We start from the raw sequence: 23,318 nt of genomic DNA, 5'->3' as shown, positions 1-23,318 counted from the left end.
CATCTTATGTTAGTGACAGATATAACTTAAAAAGAAAAAGTGGTCACTGGTCTTAGTGATTCCGTGATTGAGATAGAATCAAACCAAAAGTTCAGAAATAAGGGGGATGATTATGGATTTGTGGCGCTACAGTTCCCTTTCGCAGCCAGTTTTAAGCTTTTAACTTCTTTTTTACCTTCTTCTTCACTAACCTGTTCAATCCCTGCTCCTCCTACGAACACCCCCATCTTGATGTACTGCCTTAAGAAATAGTTCTTCCCGCATTCAGTCGTTAGCACCAATTCATTAGCTGAGAACTCAGACTCAGTGGAAACAGTATGCTGTTCATTACATCCCACCTCCTCATAGAAAAATATATTTGGAGCAGTTTCACCAATACATTTACCATCAATCCAAACATCCTTTTTTAACGCACTTCCAAAAACCCCAGATCTATATACATAGATACCAGAACTGTCACCTTTTGGAAGATTAAACATTTTGGCCTGATCTGATTTTTCTACACTTTCCATCTGGACAGAAGCACACCCAGAAAACAGGAGTGATAGAATACATATCAAAATTATATTTTTGGTCATCGAGTCTCTCACTAACTAACCATATTAAATTCGTAAAAATATTTATGCGATTGCCAATCAAATATCACTCATAAAATCCTATAATAAAACATATCAAACACGTAACAAAGCGAACACGTAATGTAACGGTTTTTTTAAATATATGTTTAAAATTACATATTTTAACAATATGATATTGGCTGCCGCAGCATTATACATTAAAGAAAGTTAATGCGCATAGATGATTCTCCGTAACCAACGATGTGTTGCTCAAACTCAGATCAACTTCTCGCCGGATTTCGCCTTCCCAACTCCCCCTTGCGAGCTTCAGCAATAATGTGGCAGCTCAATACCTTATTCACCTTACACATCTCAATACTGAGTCGATTTACGATAAGAATGTAGTCGCCTATATTGAGGCTTGATCCTACCCACCAATGATAGACACCCTGTTAAGCGAGGTACGCCTTTATACAATCTCACACAGGTCTTTTTCGCATCACTTGCATGGCGAGAGCGGCTCCAGATTTCAAGAAGCGGCTACTATGTTTGGCCCTATCGGCAGAAAGTCCCTTCTCTGCGACGACAGCGCCAGCAATCCCTGGACATCCAGGTTGGAGCCGCCTTTGATAAAGCTAAAAAGCGTAATGGGGCGCCCCGGCTGACTATAGGCTTTGCGCAATAGGGAATCCAGGCGAACCGTAAAACGGTGGCCAGGAGCATGCAACGCCAGGGCTTGCAAGCGAAGGCGGTCAGAAAATTTAAAGCCACTACTCATTCCAGGCATGGTCTGCCCGTGGCGGAAAATCTTCTTCAGCAGGACTTTAACGCGACAGACATTAACCAGAAGTGGTCGGGCGACATCACCTATTTATGGACGGAAGAAGGTTGGCTGTATCTGGCGGTTGTGCTGGACCTGTTCAGCCGTCAGGTTATCGGTTGGACCATGAGCTCGCGAATGAAGTCGGAACTGGTGTGCGACGCATTGCGTTGTGGCGGCGACGTCAGCCCAAAAAGGTGATCGTCCACTCAGATTGAGGCTCCTAGTATTGCTCAGAAGCCTATCAGGTGTTGATTCAGGCGCATGGGCTTCGCTGCAGCATGAGCGGAAAGTGGAAGTGATTCACGGGGAGCATTATGCAACCCGACAAGAAATGCGTGAAGCCATGTTTGAGTATATCGAAGTGGATTACAACCGGACCCACCTTCATAGCGCAAATGGCTATCTCAGTCCAGAGAGTTATGAGGCATCGAAAGTCGCTTAATGGCGTGTCTAATCTTTCTGGGCAGGATCACTTCATTGAATTACTCATAACGCTTTGCACTGGGGCCCTTGCTGCAACTTGTTATACCGTTGACTACATGTGAAAAATCAATTTACAGCCACTGAACATACCCTCAGATTCCAAACTTGAAATCAGTGATAAAATTCTACTTTCATTCATTGGGTTAAAATCAAAACGGATATAATTACGAGCTTGACCAACCTCAATAATCGCAGAAAGTTCTCTCACAAATATCAACTGACATTCTTTGTATGCACGATGCAATACACTACCGCTTTCTTCAAACGTCGCTTTGATTGAAGATACAACTTTTTGAGAAGCAAGGTGGTCATCTGGAAATATGACTTCTATACAAGAGCGATCCACCAAGGATTCGAAATACTTGAAAGGCTCTTTTTCGCGAACCACACCGACATCTGAATACCAGATAGTGGGGTCACTAAAGCATTTATCTATCCAGTATATGGTGTCATCGTGTCGAGGTAAAATATATATATCTCGCTCGCTACCCGGACAATATATAATCGAATCAGCATCGATTGTTGATGCAATCTCGAAAGACGCAATTATTTCGGCTTCGTCCAGAATATTTCGCCCTCTGGCCCAGCGACAATTCAGCGAAACCTGAATAATTTTATCAGGAGAGGGTATATCAATAAGTCCACACAGCGTCCCTTTTCCAAATTGAAGCAGGAAATTCCTATATCCCTGAGGAAGATTTATACCAAGCCGATCCTCCGCAGCATCTATTTCATCCTCAGTAACCAAATTCAGGCGATCATCAACTAGATAGATATCTTCTCTCATATATTATTTTGCTAGCCGGCTGTAAAGGTATAACGTCAAGTGTTGGGGCTGCGCGCTTTTTGCGCCGTCCCAGCCGAAGGCGACAACCACGCCTGGTTATGAATTTTTGCTTTCATACTCGTTACTACCAAAATGAGCAACAAATCGATTTCGAATTTCTCGCAACCATTTTTTCTCATACTCTGGATTAAGCCCTTCACTAGAAATAACATCCTTCGCAAATTCGTCCGCCCTCCAAACTCCAAGAGATGCGATACGATCTTGCTCTATAGGCGGTAAACAGAACCCCAAGTCTACGCACAGTTTTCCTAATAAATTTTTGATTTCTTTATCCAATTCGATTACCTATAACGCCAGCAACAGCCGAGAGCGTAGCGAATCGGCTGCTTGCGTTTGTTAAGTGTCGTTGGTTGTGTATACATTTTTCTCATACCAAGATTCCGAATGAACTTCATCAGATGCAGATTCAATTGCCTTTTGTACAACTGACATAGGTATCTGCACCACGTAATCGTTCACTACAATTTCAAACCAAAGCGACTCATCCTCATCATCGGCGGTAACAGTAACCAGGTCATAGGAAACCCCTTCGATTTCGGAATTAATAAGTAGCTTCTTTCCATCATCCACTGTTCCTAACCACAAGATCTCTGTTTTTGGTCTAATAATTTTCATCGTTACGCCTGACACTTAACTTAACGCCTCGAACAGGTGGCGCGTAAGCGCGTCCCGGCCCGAAGGGCCCTTGCTGGTTTGACTTGTTAGGTGTATTCATAGCCACTCACTCTCAGGACCTCTAAATATCTTCACGAGATTCAAAAATTCACCCAGTGAAACTTCATTAGTAAAAATATACTCACCAGCGGGTATACCTTCTACTTGAATATCGTAACTGCTCTTTAGATCACCACCCAATGTAGAGATAGAAAACGTAGCTTTGACATCGGAAATCGCGAATCCAACTCCGTGTCTCTCTTCTTTGGAAGATCCAAAGTAATGAATTTCTCCAAACTCTTTCCTTACAGCATCAATCAATTTTTGTATCTGTTGGCTATGCATACTGATTAACGCCGCCAACAGCGGCCGAGCGTAGCGAGGTCCAGCGCACGTAGTGCGCGATGCTGCTTGGCCTTGTTAACTGTTTTGTATTTGCTGATCGTAGAATTCACAGCGATCCTCTAAGCCCATAGACTTTGCAGCCTCTTTGAGCTTTACCCAAATCTCTTTTGGTGGCTTACTCGTTGCCTCAAGTGCAGCTTCTTCTAGCATGTCCAGAGCTAGTTCTAGCTCGTTGTGATCAAGGTATTCATCGTACTCGGCGATATATTTGCCAACACCCTGACATTCACAAAGAACTACGCTAGCCTCGCTTAACAAGGCGATAGTAATCTTCCACTTCTTCTCTAATTTTTCTCTGAAGCTCATATGACAGTTAACGCCCGGCACTGGCTGTCAGACTGATGCCGCTTGTTAGGTTTTGATACAGTCGCTTTCATATACCTTTAACTTCCATTTTTTGCGAAGCCGATTTTACTTTTATTTTTGCCAAAGGATAAAGAGACTCAGCACCTGCATGGGTTAACACTTTTTCTATTTCTCGCCCTTTTCGCAAGCTCTAATACATCAATCTTTTTAGCGAGGCGAGTAATTGCCTCGTGGCGGGTATCATGGAAAGTCAGATTCTCCATCAACAGGGAGAAAAGAAAGCAGCTCACACGCACGCGATGAAAGAGGAACATTCCTAGACGTGCCATTTTTGGTTTTAGGTAGATAAGCAACGTTGCCGTTTACGGCATCCCAGGTTAAACCACAGATCTCACCTGCACGCATTCCCGACTCGATAGCAAATAAAAAGGCGATCGCCACCCGCTGGCTTTTAGTTTCAGGCGTAACGCCATCAACAAAGCCAAGCGACAGACAAACGCGTTCTATTTCATCGTCAGAAATTTTCCGGTCTCGCGGCGGAGGATTTTTAGGACGGGTGACATCACGCGTCGGTGACTCAGTAAGCCAGCGCCATTCTCTCCGCGCAATTTCAAACGCGTGAGACATCAGGTTAAGCTCTCTATTAACTGAGCTGGATGATACTTGCTTAAGTCTACGGTTTCGCCAGTCGGCGATATGGGATGCGTTAAGATCCGCCAGTTTTATATCCGCTATTTGATCGCGGCAGAAACTGGCAAGCCGCAACAACTCCTTGTCCTGACCTCGTTTTGACGGGCTGACTTCTTGCCCGTATCTCTCAAAAACATCCCTGACAATATGAGTCAGGCTCCTGCCATCGAACTGAGACCGCAGTTCAATTTCTCGTCTGGCGGCCCATTCCTGAGCCTCGGCCTTTGTATCTTTAGTTGCAGAATCGCGCTGACCTTTTACATTGACCTCAACGCGCCATTTCGAAAAGTTGCCATTAAACTTCCTCGTACTCCCTTGGCGTAAATCTGGCGTAATTTTGGCGTAGTGCTACGACAAAAAGTGGTTGTAAGGGGGGTATTTAGTAAATCTCCGAAAACACCGAAAAACGCCGCAAAGCCGCGAATTTAAAGGGTTTGGGATGATTTAGTATTATGTGTAAAAATAGGGATTGGTGCCTGGGGCCGGAATCGAACCGGCACGGTATCAAATACCGAGGGATTTTAAGTCCCTTGCGTCTACCAATTTCGCCACCCAGGCGAGGGAGGCTTTTGCCGGAGAAAACATGGAGGCGCGGGTCGGAATCGAACCGGCGTACACGGAGTTGCAGTCCGCTGCATGACCACTCTGCCACCGCGCCTATAATCAAGACTTCTAGAGCTAAAAACCCCGAGCTTGTCGGGGTTTCGGAAATCTTGGAGCGGGAAACGAGACTCGAACTCGCGACCCCAACCTTGGCAAGGTTGTGCTCTACCAACTGAGCTATTCCCGCATATCACTCTTGAGCAGTGAGTTTTTCGCGTCTCTCTGCTGGAGTGGCGCTTAGTTTACGTTTTTAGCCGAACCTGTCAAGCCGAACCTGCAATGTATTTAAAGAAAAATAAGAAAAAGTGAATTTATGGATATTTCCTGTCCAGATAGTCCATTTTTTGCGCCAGTTCACAGTATCTACGGGTAATTCATCGCCTCCCGTTAATCTAAAAACCAGGCTGTAACACCCTATCACTCAGACCGAAAAGTCATTCTATTTTCTGTTTCATGTCGCAACGTCCACAGCAAAAGCAACAATCGTCCGATAGGACTAGTCCATAAAATTCTTGTTTTTCAATGCTTTACATTTAGGCCCTATCTTTTCCGGTCATCTTACCCAAGAATTCGCGCTCAAAATTTATACATGTCCGAAAAGGTATCAAAGCATGATCGAGAATGGTGATTTGATACTCCACTATCTGGAACGATTGGGAGTGAAGTACGTATTCGGTGTGCCAGGAGGCAGTATTGAACCACTTTATAACGCCCTCGCCCGCAGCGAGCGCCGGGGCGGACCAAAGGCGGTGTTGGCGAGACACGAATCCGGAGCGGCCTTCATGGCGGACGGGTATGCAAGAGCGACAGGCAAACTTGGGGTGTGCATTTCCACTTCAGGCCCTGGCGCCACCAACCTGCTGACAGGCGTGGCCAACGCCTATGCCGACGGCATTCCCATGCTGGTGATAACCGCGCAGCCTTCTATTGAGCGTTTCGGATTGGGCGCGTTTCAGGAAGGCTCCTGTACGGGCATCAACACTGTCAGCATCTTCGACAGTTGCACCCGCTTCAACACACTGGTGTCGCATTCCGCCCAGTTGGAACACAAGCTGCTGATGGCGATCGGTTACGCGCTCAGTAACCAGCCAGGCCCAGTGCATTTGAGCGTTCCCCTGGACATCATGCGGGCCAAATCTCCCGATCCGGCGGGTATTTTCAATATGCGCGCCTTTATCAATCATGAAGTGGTTCCCAGCGCCGAATCAGTGCATCGATTACTGAAAGAACTCGCCTATGTGCAGAAAGCCACGTTGGTGATCGGAGAAGGTTGCGCAGGCGCGATGGAGCCACTGCTCGCTCTGGCGGAGTCACGCAACTGGTTGATCGTCACCACGCCTATGGGCAAGGGGTTAGTTTCGGAATATCACCCTTTATATAGAGGCGTATTCGGCCTCGGCGGACATGAAAGCGCCCGCGACGCCTTACATCCCGACAATGCAGAGCGCGTCATCGTCATTGGCTCCGCGCTGGATGAAGTCACGACCGGTGGCTGGGACCCCAACGCGATTTTCTCCAACCGCCTGATACATCTGTCCGGCAACCCAGATCATCTGAGCCGGTCGGTGATGTCGAGACTGTCGATACTGGGTTCGCCACGCTTACTGTTAGAGCCCTTCGCCAAATACCTGAAACATGCGGCGCCGCGTAAACAGAAGTATTCTCCGGGGGCTGACGGATTTCCTCAACACGTCATCTATGCAGACAAGGAAGCCTGCCTCGACGTGGAAGCGCCGGTCAAACCGCAAGCGCTGTACTGGGCGCTGAGTCAGGCCTGCCCGCGCAACACGCCGGTATTGATGGACACTGGCAATAGTTTCCTGTGGGGCGTGCACTATTGGCGCACCAATCCGCCCTTGTCAGATTCAACTAAACTGTTCCACATAGGCATGGGATTCGCGACCATGGGCTGGGCTATCGGAGCCGCAGTCGGCATGGCGCTCGCCAAACCGGATACGCCTGTCATTTGTTTCACCGGCGACGGCAGCATGCTGATGAGCGGTCAGGAGATCACCGTCGCGCGGGAGCTGGATTTGAACATTCTGTTCATCGTTCTGAACGACAGTCACCTGGGCATGATTAAACACGGCCAACGCCTGGGTCGCGCGGAGGATATCGCCAATCGTCTGCCGCAAGTGGATTTCGCCGCTATGGCCAAAGCGGCCGGCTTACCCTCGCAGCGTATCACCCGGCTTAAAGAACTGGATGAAATCGGCCTCGACAACCTTTTCTCCAAACCCGGCCCATTTGTTCTTGATGTGGTCGTCGACAGCGAACAAGTTCCCCCCATGCGCCAACGCACCAAAGTTCTGACAGGAGGCAATCATGAGCAGCAAATACGGATACCGGACGAAAGTCTGGTCTGAAGAACCTGAAGCCGACAACCCCTTCGCCGCACACTCCGCCCTTTGCTATGGCTACGATGTCTACGGCGACATCCTGACCAAGGCGAGCTGGTTCGAGTACCTGTATCTGTTGTTCAGGGGTGAGAAGCCCAACGCGGATCAGGCGCAGCTATTGGAAAAACTGGCGATCGCCCTCGCCAACCCAGGCCCCCGCGAAGCCAGCGTGCGCGCGGCGATGAACGGCGGCGTTGGCGGCTGTCCGCACGCCGCTTCGCTGATGGCGTCCCTGGCCGTCGGCGCGGGCCAGTATGGCGGCGGACATGAAGTCTACATTTTGATGCAGCTTTGGCGGGAATGCGGAACCGATATGGCGCAATGGCGAGCCCGCCTCCCCTCCCCGGTCAGCGATACGCGGGAAGATATCTGGCGGCCCATGGAGCACGCACCCGGTTTCGATCCCAACGGCGAGAGCTGTCCAAAACCGGTGCGTCAGGTGCTGGAAGCGCTGGCGGAAATTCCTTGCGCTATTACCGTGCGCTGGCTGGCGCAACATCGCCAGGAACTGGAAGCCATCGCGGACGCGCCGCTGTCACTGTCCGGCGTGGCCGCGGCGGCGCTGCACGATCTGGCGATGAACGAGCACGCCGCCGTCATGCTGTATTTGATGTTGCGGTTACCCGGCGCCGCCGCACACGCCATTGAACAACGGGATCTGGGCTGGAAGATGTTTCCGTTCTACGGCGACCACATCAAGCTGACGGATGACCCCGGCCCCTTCGAATTACCCAATGCAGAGGAGCTTGGGCTATGAGCAACAAACATCTGCGCCAACAGGAAACCGCCCACGAAACCGCGATGGGCAAAGCGTTTTTGTGCGAACGCGTCGTGTTTCGCGGTAAAGATCTGCATCAGGAGTTAAGTGAGCGCGACTGGTTTTCACTTTACCTCTACTCCATCACCGGCAAGTTCTACACCCCGGAACAGATGCGCATGCTGAATTACATCTGGGTATGCACCAGCTACCCGGACCCGAGCATCTGGCCAAACCATGTCGCGGAACTGGCTGGCAACGTACGCAGTACGCCGTCGCTATCTTTGATGAGCGGACTGTCCATTTCCGAGGCTTCTATTTACGGAAGAAGACCGGACCGCCGCGCCATCGACTTTCTGCAGCGCACTCGCAAAGCATTGGACGCCGGGGAGGAACTATCGGATCTGATCAACGCGGCGTTGAAAAAATACCGCGTCATCTACGGTTATGGCCGCCCCTTGGCGCGCCTGGATGAACGCGTGTTGCACCTGGTTAAAAAGGCCCGTGACCTGGGCTTCGCGGATGGCGCCCACTTCACTCTGGCGCTGGAGATCTACCACTATCTCAAAAAGAACAAGCGCCTGACGATCAACGTCGCCGCCCTGGCTGCGGCCATCGGCGCGGACTTCGGCATGTCGCCGGAAGAGTATCAGCTTTACCTGACGCCCTGCTTTATCGCCGGTATGGTTCCCTGCTATCTCGACGGCGCGGCCAAACCCGAGGGCAGCGTTTTCCCCATGCGCTGCGAGTCGATTCAGTACTCCGGGCCGGAGAGGCGTAGTTGGTGAGGCAAACTCCGTTAGACGCAAACAGGCTCATTTATACATTTAAGAGGGTTACTCCATGAAGCTGGATGGAAAAGTGGTGATGGTCACGGGCGCCAGTTCCGGTATCGGAAGAACGACGGCAATCAAGCTGGCGGACTACGGCGCCAAAGTAGCGGTTATCGCACGCAGATCGAGAGAGTCCGAAGACACTGTGCGACACATCACTGAAGCCGGGAGACAGGCCATCAGCATCCCCGCGGACGTTTCTTCGGAAGGCGATATCAAAAACGCGCTTGCTCAAATTATTGAGACGTTCGGTAAGTTGGACGGCGCGTTTAACAATGCGGGAGCGGCGGAGCCGGTCGGACCTTTGACGGAGTTGTCCGAGCAGGAATGGGACAGAGTCTTCAGCATCAATACCAAAGGCGCCTGGTTGTGCATGAAACACCAGATCCCGGCACTGTTAAGCAATAAGTCCGGGGCGATTGTAAATATGTCGTCCATTTATGGCCTAGTGGGCACAGGCATGGGATTGGCGGCGTATGTCGCTTCCAAGCACGCCATCATTGGTCTTACCAAAGCCGCGTCTCTGGAATACGCCGCGCGCAATATTCGCATCAATGCGATATGTCCCGGCTGGATTCCCACTCCCGGCAACGAGCAGGCTTTGAGCAATCCCGAGGTCATGGCTTTCGCTCAATCTCTGCACCCGCAGGGACGTCTGGGTACGCAGCAGGAAGTCGCAGAAGCGGTATGTTGGATGCTGTCGGATTCCGCGTCTTATTTAAACGGGCAGACAATTTCTATTGATGGCGGCTATACCGCCCAATAATCCTTTCTTTCCTAAAACCGATAGGAGACCTCTCCATACAGGCTGCGCCCCTCCAGGGGCAGGTCTCCTGGAATCGCCACCATTGGCCGGGATGTGCTGGGCGCGTAGGCTTCGCGATCAAACACATTGCGGACGGAAAGCGCCATCTCCAGCCGTTCCTCCAGTGCCTTGCGTCTCACAGTGAAGTCCACCGTGGCGTAATCAGAGACAGGATCTCTACCATCTCCATCCGCCCTCTTCTGTTCGCCAATCCAGTTAATCTGGGTGGATACGCTCGTGTTGGGGACAATCTTGTAATCAATACGCCCATAGGCCTGGTAGTTCGGCGCATCCCCCACGTCTTTGCCTGTTTCTTCATCTGTAGCGCGCTGGTAGGCGTAGTTCGCCGTCATTTTCAGTTCGTCGGAAACAGCGTAACTGGCTTCAAGCTCCCAACCTCGTCCCTTGCGGTTGCCGGCGTTAGCCGCTTTGCTGTCCTCAAAGACGATGAAGTCGTCAATCTTGTAGTAGAACAGATTTCCGCTGTATTGCAGTTTGGCGGTGGGTTGATAGCTGACGGCGAACTCATAGCTGTTGATCGTTTCCGGGTCCAGATCTGGATTGCCCAGCGAGACAGGGTTAGAAATCGCGTAAAGTTCCACAAAGGACGGCGCACGGAAAGCGCGTCCGTAAAGCAGTTTGGTGGTCAGCGTGTCCGTGGTCGCCCAGACCAAGGCAATTCTGGGATTGATGGTTTCGCCAAAGTCCGAGTAATGGTCATACCTCACGCCGGAGGTCAGCTGCCAGTTCTGAGTGAACTGCCACTCGTCCTGCAGGAATAGGAAATAGCTGGTTCTGTCTTTCTCAGGCAGCCAGACTTCATCGCTATCTGAAAAGTCTTCAAACCCTCCCGGGTTGGGAACCAGACCACTTAGGAAGTTTTTCTTTTCCGTCGTTTCGTAGAGATCTCCCCAGAAATAGCCGATGCCCATGCGGATGCGATGGTCTTTCCAGCCTCTGAAAATAGAGGACAACTGAATTCTTGCGTGCTCTTCTTTATAGCCTGGCTCGGCCAATACTCTGTCCGGGAAGGCTCCGACGAAAGTGGAAGGGAAAATTACAGAGGTTTCGGTGGGCTTCTGTCTGCCGAAGAAATAGGTCAGCTGAGTAGAGATTTCCCAGTTTTCAAACCAGTCCCGATTGGTATGCAGAAACTCCAAGGTCAGACGATCGCTGGCGTATTCACCTTCAGGGTCCAGTGCCTGCGCGACTCCGGCGCCCGTCTCAACGCCGTAACGTCCCTGGTAACCCACTCTAACCGTTACGTCCTTGTAGGACATATCCATATGCACTTCCGCCTGCTGACGCCCCAGGTTCACCTCCCCGGGAGCCAGTGAGTCGTCTGGCGCAATCAGCGCCATGAAATCCTCTTTGATTTCCTCTTTCTGCCCTCGTGTATCCATGTACTCCAGGGTAACGCCCAACTGAAGATCGCCAATGCGCCCGCCATGCAACAGCCATGCGGAATAGGTATCGAAACTGCCCGCGCGGGTTCCCGCCAGCGTTCCTTCCATTTCACTGCCAGTCTTTGTAATGACGTTAATGACTCCGGCAAAGGCGTCTGCGCCATACAAGGCGGAGCCTGGGCCTCTGATTACCTCAATGCGACTGATGGACTTGACCGGCATTCCGCCCCATATGGTGTAGCGATTGCCGAACGCCAACGTGGTGAGCGGGGAGCCATTAATCAGCAATAGCGCTTGCGGGTTGTAATCCGACCCTGATATTCCTCGAAATGTATAAATCGGAAAATAGGCCTGAAAAGACCTACCGACATGCAAGCCCGGCACCGTCTCCAACACTTCATCGATATCCGTCGCCCCCATAGCCGCGATGTCTTCCGCGGTGATGACCGTGGTGACGGCGGCGGCTTTGTCCAGCGGGGTGATGGTGCCCGAGGCGATGCTGGTGACGCGGATCTGCCCCAGTTCTTCGGGGGATAGCGCCCAGAGGCTGTCTTCAAAGAGATTATCGTCTGTGGCGTACCCTGCCGAAGCGGCGAGAGCCAGACTTAACGCACAAAACCTTCTAGTTGTTGTAATCATATGAATCGTATTGCGTTAGATTGCTGCGGACGGAATAACGCCTCGAACATAAGATACAGCCAGCCGGGCGCGTCTTAGCTAAGCATAGCAGCAGGATTTGATCTGTGCGAAAAGATGGCTGAGGAAATTTTATTAATTACAACGGCTTGGGCTTACTGATAGCGAAGCCCTGCGCATAATCCACGCCTATTTCGATCAGTTTTTCCTTAATCTGCTCGTTTTCCACAAACTCGGCGATGGTCGTTAGTCCCGCCGCATGGCCAATACGGTTGCAGGCTTCAACGATCCCCACGTCAATCGGATCGGACAGCATGTTGCGCACAAAGCTGCCGTCGATCTTCAGGTAATCCACCGGGATAGTTTTCAAGTAGGAGAAGGAACTCATGCCGCAGCCAAAGTCGTCCAGCGCGAACTTGAACCCCTCTTCCCTGATCTCACGAATGAACTCCACGGTTTCCGCCAAGTGGGCGATGGCGGCGGTCTCCGTTATCTCAAAGCAAATCCGTTCCGGACGGATTTTGTATTTTCTGAGATTTTTGCGAATTTCTTCAAACACCTTGTCATCGCTTAACGAAGTGCCTGACAGATTGATGAAATAAGCGCCGTCGTCCGCCATCCCTTTGCCGCTTTCGGCGAGGTATTGGAAAACAAGCTCGATGACCCTGCGATCAATCAGCGGCATCAAACTGTAGCGTTCGGCGGCGGGAATAAAGGCGCCTGGCGGTATCACTTCGTCGCCCTCCCGCAAACGCAACAGGAACTCGGTATGCAATCCCGCGCCGCGATCCGGTCCGAGTCGCTCCATAGGTTGCTGGTGCAGGAAAAACCGGTTTTCCTCCAATGCGATGCGGATACGGCTGATCCACTGCATCTCCGTACGACGACGTTTCATTTCCACGTCATCGCTCTGATAAACCTGAATCGTATTGCGACCTTTGTCTTTGGCGGCGTAACAAGCGATGTCGGCGTGACTGAGAATCTCCGCGCCGGAGCCGTACTCACTGGTGACGGCGACGACGCCGATACTCAAACTGATGGTGAACGGCTTCTGTTGCCAGACGAAGCGGAAGTTTCTCACTTCGCTGTTCAGCTCCTGCGCCAGCTGAATGGCGCGACGTTCCGCACAGCTCTCCAAAAGTATTCCGAATTCATCGCCGCCCAAGCGGGCCAGCGTATCGCTTTCGCGAATATGTTTGGACAGCAGTATGGCCAATTGCTTGAGCAGCTCGTCGCCAGCGACATGTCCGCAGGTATCGTTGATGATTTTGAACTGATCCAGATCCAGATACAGCAGCATGTGGGTCAAACCACGCTCCTTGCTGCTGTTGAGGGCGCTTTTCAGGCGACGCTCAAATTCACGGCGGTTTACCAGATCAGTCAGGCTGTCGTGGTACGCCATATGATGCAGCGTACGCTCCGCGCGTTTGCGGGCGTCGCGAACCGTGGCCTCTTTCAGCTCCCGCTGGATCGCCGGCAGCAAGCGCGCCAGATTATCCTTCATGATGTAGTCATGAGCCCCGGCTTTCATCGCCCGTACTGCGACGTCTTCGCCAATGGTGCCGGAAACGATGATCACAGGTACATCCAGCTCCGCCTCTCGCACGACCGCCAGGGCTTCTTCGGAGGAAAAACCAGGCATATTGTGATCGGTGATGATGATGTCCCACTGTTGAGCGCCGAGCATCTTGCGCATGTCGTGCTCATTGTCCACGCGGGTATAGTTGGGCAGCATGCCGCCTTTGCGCAATTCCCTGATCAACAGGATGGCGTCGTCTTCCGAGTCATCCACCACCAGAAGGCGCAAACCCTGTCGCATAGTCGCTCCGGTCACTGAAGCTTGCATAACGGAGGCCGATTGATGTCCAACCAGTATTCTCCCATCAAGTTCATCTGACGGGAAAACTCAGTAAAATTAACAGGCTTATTGATATAGCTGTTCGCGCCCAGACGATAGGCTTCCTTGATGTCGCTGGATTCATCTGACGAGGTCAGAATCACGACTGGCAACAAGCAGGTCCTTTGGTCATTCCTAATGTTTCTCAGCACATCCAATCCGTTCAGCTTGGGTAACTTCATGTCGAGAAAAATCACTACAGGCTGCTCAGCGACGTTGCGTCCCTGATAGTCTCCTTCGCCAAACACAAAATCCAGGGCCTGCTGGCCATCCCGCGCCACCACCACCTGTGTTTTGGGGTTAGCTTTCTTTAATGCTCTTAACGCCAACGCCTCATCATCAGGGTTATCCTCAACCAGTAATATCATGCACTGTTGCATCAGCGATTCTCTCAGTCCACTAACCAAGTCTAGGCCTATTATTTTACTTTATACAAATTTACGCGCCGACTATTCAGCGCGCCCCAGTCTCGTGCGCGTCCACGGCCGCATCATTCAATGTAAAGTAGAAGGCGCTGCCCTCTCCAGGTTGCGATTCCGCCCATATTCTGCCGCGATGACGGCTGATCACTCGGGACACCGTCGCCAGCCCGATGCCGCTGCCCTCAAACTCTGCGGGAGAGTGCAAACGGTTGAAGGCGACGAACAGCTTGTCCGCGTACTTCATGTCAAATCCTGCGCCGTTGTCCTTCACATAGAATATCCGCTCGCCGTCTTTGTCAATGGCGCCGAATTCAATTCTCGCAAGGGACAGTTTCGAGGAGTATTTCCAGGCGTTGCCAATCAGATTGGAAAGCGCCACGCCAAGCAGGTTCTCATCCCCCTGGGTCATTAAATCCGGCTGAATGACGACCTCCACATGTCGCTCCGGTTGGTCCGCCTGCAAAGCTTCAAAGATGGTCGCCACAAGGTGGCTGAGATTCACTTCTTTGCTCTCCACCTTATAGCGGGTCACCCTGGACAAGGTGAGCATACTGTCGATCAGGCGCCCCATACGCTGGCTGGCGGCCCGCACACGATTGAGGTAATCCATGGCGACTTCGTCAAGCTGATCCGAGCAGTCCTCCAGTAACGCATCGCTGAAACCGTCGATAGCGCGCAGGGGCTGGCGCAGGTCGTGGGATACCGAATAGCTGAACGCCTCCAGCTCCTTATTGGCGGAGCGCAGCTCCACGGTTCTCTGCGCCACGATTTTCTCCAGATTTTCGTAGTTATGCAGAATCTGCGCATTCTGCTCTTCAATGGTGTTCAGCATGGAATTAAAGGCCCCCACCAACTGCCCGATCTCGTCTTCACTCTCCTGTTCCGCCCGAAGACTGTAATCTTTGACCCTGGCGATGCGGGTGGCGGTTTCCGTCAAATGCACAAGCGGCGTGGAAATGATGCGCTGCAGCATGCTGGACACCAGCAACAACGCCATCACCACCAGTGCGGACACAATCGCGGTGGTGGCGATATAGTTTTGCAAATGGCCCACTAACTCCTGCAAGGAAGAACGGATATACAGTTTGCCGATGCTTTCGCCATCCAGCTCAATGGCCTGGGTTAAATGAAAATAGCTGTTGGTGAACTCCCCTTCATTAGCGCCGGGCGCCAGCGGGCATTGCAAGTCCCGCCGGCGGGAGAAGCTGCTCAATGGCTGCCCCATGGCGTCGTAGATACAGGACAGTTCGATAGACTGACGCAACTTCAGGCTGTTGACGTTATCCTGCAGTTGCGCCGTATCGCTGAACACCAGGGCGGCGTTGCTGCGGTCGGCCAGGATTTTTCCAATAACGTTCATTTCCTGTTTCAGCTGGTCTTTGTAAGTAAGGTTTTCGTACCAGATGAAACTCAGGCTGACCACCACAATGCCGATCACGCTGGTGAACAACGTCATCATGATCAGCTTGTGCTTTATCGGCATCTGAGACCATTTCATGTTCTGCTGCACCTGCCTACTTCTTGATCACGTCCAGGGCTAGCTCGAGCAGCTTGGAGCTGATGTCGAGACCGGCCTCGCGGGCGCTGGATAAATTTATTTCAAACCGGATCACATTGCCGACAGTCACAAATCCGATCATGCCGCCGGAGTTGGCGAAATCTTTCATATCGCTCACGGTCAAAACATTCCGTCCCACCTGGGAGAGAATCGTCGACAACTGACGTTTCTCTTCCCGACTGATGAACAACACCTCGCAGACTGCAGCGTCCGCTGGCTTGGCGGGATACAACAAATTGATGGGCTTGCCATGAGCGCTAAGAGACTTAAGCGGATGGAGAATTTCCTTAAAAGGGTCCTCCCCATAGACACAAATATCGATGGCGGAAGCTTTCGCCTCCGTGTCAGTCCAGGTAACGAACTTGATGAAGTTATAAAGGTACGCGGCTTTGATTTCGTATTCGGAACGGGCGTACGCCTGCTCCCACGTCCCCAGGACAGCGGTCAGGATCAGAAACAGTCTGCAGAAGCGTTTCCCTAAACCCGAAAGCATAAACGGTTGCTATATTTTTCTTTGTTATTCGCTGTCTGTGCGGTGAATCAAATCCAGCGGCCAAATCGTCAATCCTGATTTTTAGAGTCGGCCGCAGCGTTTCGGAAATACATAATAAAACTCAACCTTAGTGGCTGAGTTTAGCTCAAATTATTGAAATAAAAATAAAAACTGCAAAAAGAATACAGAATCGCCGCCTCCCGGCGGCGACTCCAAACACCTTAGCGGATGAAGAGGAAAAGCATCGACAAAACTACATTCTGTCCATAACAAAAGTTTGTATGCAGGCGCGCTGGTTCTGTAACTCAGGATATCCGGGGATGACAATGTCATAGGTCTGCACGCCGCCATCCACCATCGCCAGTTTGATCCAGCGCCGGTCCCGCGCGATTAACCCTTCGAATCGCAACGGTCCGCCGCTGGCGCTAAAACCCGGGACGCTCTCCTGGCAGTTGGGAAACTCCACTGACAGCCGATGGTTTTCCAATAGCTGATAATGGCCTCCCGGGCAGCTTCCAGCGATGCGCGCCGTGACAGGAGCGTCGCCAACTGCGGTTTTATCAAGACCGATCAGGGAGCCGGTGACATTCAAGTCCACCGTTCCAGCTGGAGAAAACGTCATCACGCCATAACCCGCGACAGAAACCGCTTCGCCTTCCACCAACAGGCTGTGAGGCGGCTCTGGATCGAACCCTGTCGCCGGCGGCGGCTGCAGTGGGGTCTGCACGCACGAGAACTGGCCGACAAAACCATATTCCCCTCGCAACGCCTTGCCGCCCGGGTGCGCCACAGCAGACGCCGGATCGTTCGCACCCTCCTGCGCCATAGACACACTGGATAAACACAACGCCGCCGCGCCCATCAGACGCATTCCCGATTTTAGATAACACTGATTCATAGACATAAACTCCCTATTGTTTCCTTGTCGCCACATCGTCCGCCTACCGCCCACTTCAGGAGAACGCTTTCACCTAAACGTCTTCGTCGATTATTTAATGTTCGAATGACAATTTCCATCAGCGGCCCGCCTGCATGGGCCCTAACCGGCTTTTTTTACGGAATTTTTACGGTCTGGTAATCCGCGCCTTGATAAACTTTAATACTTGGTTTCCAAGCTATTTCAGACAGTTTCGCCGCAGCGTGATCAACAGACGAGCCACTCTCTACCTACTAACCTTCCCGGTCGCATTGATGGGAGGCGTGCAATTAATTTTCGGCGCGCTGTCCGTGGCGTTGTTTCGCGACAACGTACAGCAGGCCTTTATGGCTCCTGCGGTGGCGATGCTGGCGGCGTCCTATTTATTCTGGTCCCGCTATCGCAAATCCGATCTCACCAAAATTGGCTACCGTGACTCATTGCTGTTCGCCAGTCTCACCTGGATGTGCAGCGGCGTGCTGGGAGCGATCCCTATTATTATGGTCACAGGCGTCAGCTTCACCGATGGCGTTTTTGAATCCATCAGCGCCCTGACCACAACCGGCGCGACCGTGCTGAGCGGACTGGACGACTTACCCAAAACTTTCCTGCTGTATCGACAATTCCTGCAATGGTTGGGAGGCCTGGGAGTGGTGATATTCGTGGTGGCGGTATTGCCCATGTTGAACGTGGGCGGTATGAAACTGTTAAAGGCGGAAACCCCCGGACCGGTCAAAGACGATAAGCTATCACCTCGCGTCGCCAATACAGCGCACTATCTCTGGATCGTGTATATCGCCATTACCGTGTTGTGCACGCTCGCCTATTTCGCCGCCGGCATGAGTTTTTACGACGCGGTCGCGCACAGCTTCACTACCGTTTCTACTGGCGGATTCTCCACTCATGACGCCAGTATGGGCTACTTCCAAAGCCATCTGATCCTGGCGGTTTCCGATGTCTTCATGCTGCTTGGCGCTATCAGCTTCGCCTTGCACTTCAAGGTGTTTCGCGCCCGCAACCCCTTTGTGTACCTTAAAGACGAAGAAACCCGCACGTTCCTGCTGATTGTGGCGGGCCTGTCATTACTCTTGTGCATCATGCTGCTGAAAGCGCAGAAGTATCACGACCCCTTCACCGCACTCAGCGACTCAGCCTTCCATCTGGTTTCCTTCATCACCAGCACCGGCTTCGGCGCCGCCAGCTTCACAGACTGGCCGGAAGCCACCGCCATGCTGCTGGTCTTCGCCGGATACCTGGGAGGCTGCGCAGGCTCCACCGCCGGGGGCAACAAGATCATTCGCAACATCATTTCCATCAAATCCATCAACCTTGAACTCAAGCGGATCGTACATCCTCGCGGCGTATTCGTCATGAAATATCAGGGGCGCTCCGTCGGGTCCGACGTCACCAGCGCGACGGCCGCGTTCATGAGCTTCGCCGCTGGCAGCACATTGATACTGACTTTGGCGCTGATGGCGACGGGATTGGAATTCTGGTCTTCTTTCACCGCCGTAGCAGCCTGCCTCAATGTGCTGGGCCCGGCGTTTGCGGAACTGGGCAGCAACTTCGCCCCAGTCAGCGACACGGGCACCTGGGTGCTGTCCTTCGGCATGATCCTGGGGCGTCTGGAATATTTCACGCTTCTGGCCATCTTCCTGCCCCATTTCTGGCGCAGATAGACTGGGATAGAAGATAAAAATCCTACTCCGCTTCGCTCTCCGCTGAATCGCCATCCAAATCTGATTCCGGCAACGGATCTACTGGCAAGACGATGCGAATATCCGCGCCACGTCCGTCTTTACCATCCAACGCCGCCACCGAACCGCCATGGGCGCCAATCATGCCGTGACAAATGGCCAGCCCCAGCCCGGTACTGGGCTTGCGGTCGCCTTTGGTGACGGAATAGAACATATTGAACACCTGCTCCCGCTCTTCCGGCGGAATCCCTGGCCCTTGATCAACCACATCAATGATCAGACTTGTATTCTCCACTCTGGCCAGAATGTCGATACGGCCGCCTTCCGGCGAAAACTTGGCGGCGTTCTCCAGAATATTGATCAGCGCCTGCTCCAGCAGGGCGGCATGCACGTACAGCAGAGGAATGTCCGCAGCCAGTTCAATATTGACCTTTAAAGGCTTAAGTTCATTCACCAGTCTTTTTACTGCGGCGCCGACAATATCGTGCAGCGAGGTCCAGTCCCGGTGCAACTTCAAGGCGCCGTATCCCAGACGGGTCATATCCAGTAGATTCTGGATATAGCGGTCCAAACGCTCCGCTTCCTGCAAGGTGGTTTCCATCAGTTCCCTGCGATCCTCGTCGGACAGGCGATCGTGATATTGCAGCAGACTACCGGCCGCGCCGATCATCGCCGCCAAGGGCGTTTTCAAGTCATGGGAAACAGATGAGAGCAACGCCGCGCGCAGACGCTCGGTCTCAGCCTGAAAGCGCACTTCCTCCAGTTCCTCATTGAGTTTGGTCCTGAGCAGAGACAGCTTCAGTTGCTGCGTCAGATTGCTGATGCGACTGTGGGTTTCCCAATCCAACGCTTTGTATGCCACATCTGGAACGCCCAACAGACAAAGCACTCCCATTTCCGAACGCACCGGCAGCCACTTATATTGGGATGGCTGCTCAGGAGAAGTCAGCGCGCCCGTGGAATCCGGGCCTGACTGCTCCCATATGCGTCTGGCGAGTTCCAACTCAGGCGGGGGCAAAGAAAAAGGTTCTCCACGCGCATCCGCCGCGCCGCCAGGCTCACCCTGTCCTTTTTCAAACGCCAGCACTGGCGCGCTAACAAGCTTGGACATTTCTTTGAGCGCTACCTGCATGATGGATGCGCGATCCGGCGCCAGACTCAGCTTGCTGCTCAGGGACAACAGATCCTCCACTTCCCGCTTGCTGTCGCGAATCGCGGAAACCTGCTCTTTTAAGCGCACGGCGAGATTGCCACTGATGGTAGATAACAACAGAAAGAAGATAATCGTTAACAGGTCCTCTAAATGAGTGACCTTCAGAGTGTAGTGAGGGTGGGTAAAGAAGTAGTTGTAAGCGAAAAACCCCAGCAGCGCGCTCCACAAGGCGGGCCAGACACTGGTTTTAAGGCCCGCGACGAGCACTCCAAGAAAAAGCACCAGCAATACATTGGGGTGCGCCAGTACTTGAGTAATCACCAGTGACGCCAACATAGCGCCCAACATGATCAGGGTCGCCAGCCAGAAGTCCTTCGGTTTGAAATGGGCGTTAATATCCTTCAGCACGCATTAGTTCCTTAGCATTCATAAACGCCGACAGCGGCAGCCAGAACATAATCTGTTCATCATGATTGCAGGCTATCGAAAATGGACTTTCTATCATTCCAACTACCAATAATCCAGCCGTCGCAACAGGCGCAAACTATTTGATCAGTAAAAGGTATTGCAGGAAAGTTTAGTCGCTGGCGCTTATTGCCGCTCGGAGAGAAAAGGATAGACCACGCCCAGGCGCTCAAGCATGGCGTCCATTAGTGTCTGGGTGGCGAGAGTATCACGCCAGGGAATTACGTCGCTCTGCAATTCGCCAGCGCGAATGCGCTCCATCGCATGCATGACCTGATACTCAAACCCGTTCGCCAACAGCGGCCCCTCAAAGGTCTCAGATACGCCATCATCTGTAGTCAGCGTCACGGTCGACGCTTCCCAAAAATCAGCGGGCGCTTCTATGCGTCCTTTGGAGCCGTAGATCAGGAAACGGTTGTCCGTGCTGGATAGCAGGTTACAGGTGAACTGGCTGGCCGGGCCGCCATAATTGAGAATAGCGGAAACCCGTTCGTCCACGCCGGATTCGCCCACCACGCCGTCGCATACAAAAGAGTCAGGATCACGTCCCATGACAAACTGGGACATAGAAAGGTTATAGATACCGATATCAAGCAGTGAGCCGCCGGCGAGGTTCAATTCAAACAGACGATCTCCCGGCGCCCTTTCCGCTTTGTAGCCGAAACGGGAGTCCATCAGCACCACATCGCCTATCGCCCCGGCATCCAGCCATTGTTTGACCTGACGCCAGACAGGTATGAAGCGCGTCCAGAGCGCCTCCATCAGGAAAACCTGGCGACAAGACGCGGCGTCCATCAATGCGCGCGCCTGCGCAGCGGAAACGGTCAGCGGTTTTTCACACAGCACCGGTTTGCCGGCCTCAATGCACAGCAGCGCAGTTTCTAAATGAAAACGATGGGGATTAGCGATATAGATGGCGTCGATGTCCGGGTCACGGGCGAGTTCAGCGTAATCCCCGTAAACCCGTTCGCAGCCAAAGCGTTGGGCGAAAGCTTCGCCGCGCTCCTGATTCGAGCTGGCGACCGCCAGCACTCTGGCGCCGTCAATAGCGGAAAAGCAGGCGGCGAAGCGCTGGGCGATGCGTCCTGGCGCTATAACGCCCCAATTAAATGTCCGCATCTTCCAGTCTCCATTCGCCTGTCGAGTCAAACAACTATCGAATAGGCCCGATGCCAACCGCCTGTTTGGCCTTGGCCAGCAATACCGCCGCCTTTTCTCTGGCCTTTTCCGCGCCTTGCTGCAATGTGGCTTCAATATAGGCGGGGTCCTGCATCAGTTCGTTGTAGCGTTCACGCTTGTCGGCCAGGATCTCGTTCAGGTATTCGAACAACTGCTTCTTGGTTTCACCCCAACCGATGCCTTCCGCGTATTGCTTGCGCATATTCGCCACTTCTTCCGGTTTGGCGAACGCGGAGTAGATCGCAAACAGGCTGCAGCCGTCGGTCTCTTTCGGTTCACCTGGCTCCAGAGAGTTGGTGACGATTTTGTTGATCAGCTTTCTGAATTTCTTTTCCGGCTCAAACAGAGGAATGGTGTTGTTGTAGCTCTTGCTCATTTTGCGCCCGTCCAGACCAGGCAACACCATGGACTCCTCACTGACCACCACTTCCGGCAACACAAAGGTTTCGCCAAAGATATGGTTGAAGCGCGCCGCGATGTCACGACACATTTCCAGATGCTGCACCTGATCCTTACCGACAGGCACCTTGTGGGCATTGAACATCAGAATGTCCGCCGACATCAGCACCGGATAGCTGAACAGGCCCATGGTCACGCCTTTGTCTGGATCGGCGTCGCCTTTCTCAATATTCTCCTGCACTGCGGCTTTATAAGCGTGAGCGCGGTTCATCAGACCTTTCGCCGTCACGCTGGTCAGCAGCCAGTTCAGCTCAAGAATTTCCGGAATGTCGGATTGACGGTAGAACGTCACTTTTTCCGGGTCCAGACCGCAAGCAAGCCAAGTCGCCGCGATGGCTTTGGTGGATTCCCTGACGCGCTCTGGCTCGTGGCACTTGATCAAGGCGTGATAATCCGCCAGGAAGAAATAAGACTGCACCCCGTCCTGCTTACTGGCTTCAATAGCGGGACGAATAGCGCCCGCATAGTTACCCAAGTGAGGAATGCCGGTAGTGGTGATACCCGTTAATACAATCTGCTTGCTCATGGACTCTGTACTTTCGCGGAATAAAACAAGGGCAGGAAAGATAGCAGATTACAGACTTGAAGACAGTATGCGGGGCTGCAATAACTGTAAAAAGTAAATAAAGGAGAAGTCACTATCCGTAAGCCCAGAAAGTACCCTAAAGAGAAAGTCTTTTTCGGCAGACGCCAGCCATGGGTCAGCGCCTTTCGCAGCGATCTTAGGCGAGGCTTCCATTGGCGCTGGATTTACCGCAACAATCGTTATGACGGCTTTCTTATCCAACGCACTCAACTGAAAAACAGCCGACCCAGGTTCGCCCGAGGTCTACGGCGGGCCAAAAATGACAGGCGCTGTACGTTTGGGCGACAGC

Annotated in this window: 21 protein-coding genes, 3 tRNA genes and 1 pseudogene; 6 read left to right on the top strand and 19 right to left on the bottom strand. The window is 52.4% G+C overall.

Annotation, left to right across the window (positions count from 1 at the left end):
• Positions 1 to 110: 110 nt before the first annotated feature.
• Complete coding sequence (locus EUZ85_RS14255) at positions 111 to 578, bottom strand: DUF2846 domain-containing protein (RefSeq protein ID WP_127969921.1); 468 nt, start codon at positions 576 to 578, stop codon at positions 111 to 113.
• Positions 579 to 1,016: 438 nt separating this feature from the next.
• Between EUZ85_RS14255 and EUZ85_RS31640 the strand changes: the two are divergent.
• Positions 1,017 to 1,822, top strand: a pseudogene (locus EUZ85_RS31640) (IS3 family transposase); the annotation flags it as partial.
• 93 nt (positions 1,823 to 1,915) lie between these two features.
• Here EUZ85_RS31640 and EUZ85_RS14240 read toward each other — a convergent pair.
• The 9 genes from EUZ85_RS14240 to EUZ85_RS14200 form a co-directional block, all read right to left on the bottom strand.
• Complete coding sequence (locus EUZ85_RS14240; RefSeq protein ID WP_127969918.1) at positions 1,916 to 2,650, bottom strand: SMI1/KNR4 family protein; 735 nt, start codon at positions 2,648 to 2,650, stop codon at positions 1,916 to 1,918.
• A 96-nt stretch (positions 2,651 to 2,746) separates the two neighbouring features.
• On the bottom strand, positions 2,747 to 2,986 hold the full coding sequence (locus EUZ85_RS14235; protein WP_127969917.1) for a hypothetical protein: 240 nt from the start codon (positions 2,984 to 2,986) through the stop codon (positions 2,747 to 2,749).
• Between the two features lie 60 nt (positions 2,987 to 3,046).
• The gene (locus tag EUZ85_RS14230; protein WP_127969916.1) at positions 3,047 to 3,325 is read right to left on the bottom strand and encodes a hypothetical protein; all 279 of its coding nucleotides are present in this window, start codon (positions 3,323 to 3,325) and stop codon (positions 3,047 to 3,049) included.
• Positions 3,326 to 3,421: 96 nt separating this feature from the next.
• Positions 3,422 to 3,709, bottom strand: a complete 288-nt coding sequence (locus tag EUZ85_RS14225; protein WP_127969915.1) for a hypothetical protein — start codon at positions 3,707 to 3,709, stop codon at positions 3,422 to 3,424.
• A gap of 75 nt (positions 3,710 to 3,784) precedes the next feature.
• Positions 3,785 to 4,075, bottom strand: a complete 291-nt coding sequence (locus EUZ85_RS14220) for a hypothetical protein (protein ID WP_127969914.1) — start codon at positions 4,073 to 4,075, stop codon at positions 3,785 to 3,787.
• Positions 4,076 to 4,315: 240 nt separating this feature from the next.
• Entirely contained in the window at positions 4,316 to 4,843 is a 528-nt protein-coding gene (locus tag EUZ85_RS31355; protein ID WP_206618057.1) for a tyrosine-type recombinase/integrase, read from the bottom strand.
• A gap of 392 nt (positions 4,844 to 5,235) precedes the next feature.
• Positions 5,236 to 5,323: transfer RNA gene (locus EUZ85_RS14210), tRNA-Leu, on the bottom strand.
• Between the two features lie 26 nt (positions 5,324 to 5,349).
• Positions 5,350 to 5,423 (bottom strand) — tRNA-Cys (locus EUZ85_RS14205).
• Positions 5,424 to 5,479: 56 nt separating this feature from the next.
• Positions 5,480 to 5,555, bottom strand: a tRNA-Gly gene (locus EUZ85_RS14200).
• Positions 5,556 to 5,979: 424 nt separating this feature from the next.
• Here EUZ85_RS14200 and EUZ85_RS14195 point away from each other — a divergent pair.
• Genes EUZ85_RS14195 through EUZ85_RS14180 form a run of 4 tightly spaced genes read left to right on the top strand, consistent with a single transcriptional unit; the run spans position 5,980 to position 10,123 of the window.
• A complete protein-coding gene (locus EUZ85_RS14195) occupies positions 5,980 to 7,734 on the top strand; it encodes a thiamine pyrophosphate-binding protein (RefSeq protein WP_127969913.1) in 1,755 nt (584 codons plus the stop codon).
• Positions 7,694 to 8,524, top strand: coding sequence for a citryl-CoA lyase (locus EUZ85_RS14190; RefSeq protein ID WP_127969912.1), 831 nt, complete (start codon positions 7,694 to 7,696; stop codon positions 8,522 to 8,524). Before EUZ85_RS14195 ends, EUZ85_RS14190 begins: the two co-directional genes overlap by 41 nt.
• Positions 8,521 to 9,312, top strand: a complete 792-nt coding sequence (locus tag EUZ85_RS14185; RefSeq protein ID WP_127969911.1) for a citrate/2-methylcitrate synthase — start codon at positions 8,521 to 8,523, stop codon at positions 9,310 to 9,312. The genes EUZ85_RS14190 and EUZ85_RS14185 overlap by 4 nt, the downstream gene beginning before the upstream one ends.
• 55 nt (positions 9,313 to 9,367) lie before the next feature.
• Positions 9,368 to 10,123 carry an SDR family oxidoreductase gene (locus EUZ85_RS14180; RefSeq protein WP_127969910.1) on the top strand — a complete coding sequence of 252 codons (756 nt, stop codon included), beginning with the start codon at positions 9,368 to 9,370 and terminating at the stop codon, positions 10,121 to 10,123.
• Between the two features lie 11 nt (positions 10,124 to 10,134).
• On the opposite strand, the gene EUZ85_RS14175 is transcribed toward EUZ85_RS14180, so the two are convergent.
• The 6 genes from EUZ85_RS14175 to EUZ85_RS14150 form a co-directional block, all read right to left on the bottom strand.
• Positions 10,135 to 12,207: a TonB-dependent siderophore receptor gene (locus EUZ85_RS14175; protein ID WP_127969909.1), complete on the bottom strand. Its 2,073-nt coding sequence runs from the start codon at positions 12,205 to 12,207 to the stop codon at positions 10,135 to 10,137.
• Positions 12,208 to 12,343: 136 nt separating this feature from the next.
• Positions 12,344 to 14,023 (bottom strand): bifunctional diguanylate cyclase/phosphodiesterase, encoded by a 1,680-nt coding sequence (locus EUZ85_RS14170; protein ID WP_127969908.1) that lies wholly within the window; start codon positions 14,021 to 14,023, stop codon positions 12,344 to 12,346.
• 11 nt (positions 14,024 to 14,034) lie between these two features.
• Positions 14,035 to 14,481, bottom strand: a complete 447-nt coding sequence (locus EUZ85_RS14165) for a response regulator (RefSeq protein ID WP_011396428.1) — start codon at positions 14,479 to 14,481, stop codon at positions 14,035 to 14,037.
• 73 nt (positions 14,482 to 14,554) lie between these two features.
• Positions 14,555 to 16,021 (bottom strand): ATP-binding protein, encoded by a 1,467-nt coding sequence (locus EUZ85_RS14160; RefSeq protein WP_127969906.1) that lies wholly within the window; start codon positions 16,019 to 16,021, stop codon positions 14,555 to 14,557.
• A gap of 16 nt (positions 16,022 to 16,037) precedes the next feature.
• Positions 16,038 to 16,574 carry a YfiR family protein gene (locus tag EUZ85_RS14155; RefSeq protein WP_127969905.1) on the bottom strand — a complete coding sequence of 179 codons (537 nt, stop codon included), beginning with the start codon at positions 16,572 to 16,574 and terminating at the stop codon, positions 16,038 to 16,040.
• A 253-nt stretch (positions 16,575 to 16,827) separates the two neighbouring features.
• A complete protein-coding gene (locus EUZ85_RS14150; protein ID WP_127969904.1) occupies positions 16,828 to 17,472 on the bottom strand; it encodes a hypothetical protein in 645 nt (214 codons plus the stop codon).
• 293 nt (positions 17,473 to 17,765) lie between these two features.
• Here EUZ85_RS14150 and EUZ85_RS14145 point away from each other — a divergent pair, with 293 nt between their 5' ends.
• Positions 17,766 to 19,169 carry a TrkH family potassium uptake protein gene (locus EUZ85_RS14145; protein WP_206618138.1) on the top strand — a complete coding sequence of 468 codons (1,404 nt, stop codon included), beginning with the start codon at positions 17,766 to 17,768 and terminating at the stop codon, positions 19,167 to 19,169.
• Positions 19,170 to 19,191: 22 nt separating this feature from the next.
• On the opposite strand, the gene EUZ85_RS14140 is transcribed toward EUZ85_RS14145, so the two are convergent.
• The 3 genes from EUZ85_RS14140 to EUZ85_RS14130 form a co-directional block, all read right to left on the bottom strand.
• Positions 19,192 to 20,748, bottom strand: a complete 1,557-nt coding sequence (locus EUZ85_RS14140; RefSeq protein WP_127969902.1) for a DUF4118 domain-containing protein — start codon at positions 20,746 to 20,748, stop codon at positions 19,192 to 19,194.
• Positions 20,749 to 20,931: 183 nt separating this feature from the next.
• Positions 20,932 to 21,924: a Gfo/Idh/MocA family protein gene (locus tag EUZ85_RS14135; protein ID WP_127969901.1), complete on the bottom strand. Its 993-nt coding sequence runs from the start codon at positions 21,922 to 21,924 to the stop codon at positions 20,932 to 20,934.
• Between the two features lie 34 nt (positions 21,925 to 21,958).
• Complete coding sequence (locus tag EUZ85_RS14130; protein WP_011396421.1) at positions 21,959 to 22,969, bottom strand: tryptophan--tRNA ligase; 1,011 nt, start codon at positions 22,967 to 22,969, stop codon at positions 21,959 to 21,961.
• Between the last annotated feature and the right edge of the window lie 349 nt (positions 22,970 to 23,318).

Source organism: Hahella sp. KA22, assembly GCF_004135205.1.
GTDB lineage: Bacteria > Pseudomonadota > Gammaproteobacteria > Pseudomonadales > Oleiphilaceae > Hahella.
Note: the sequence above shows the minus strand (reverse complement) of the source record. Positions and strands in the feature narration are given on the sequence as shown.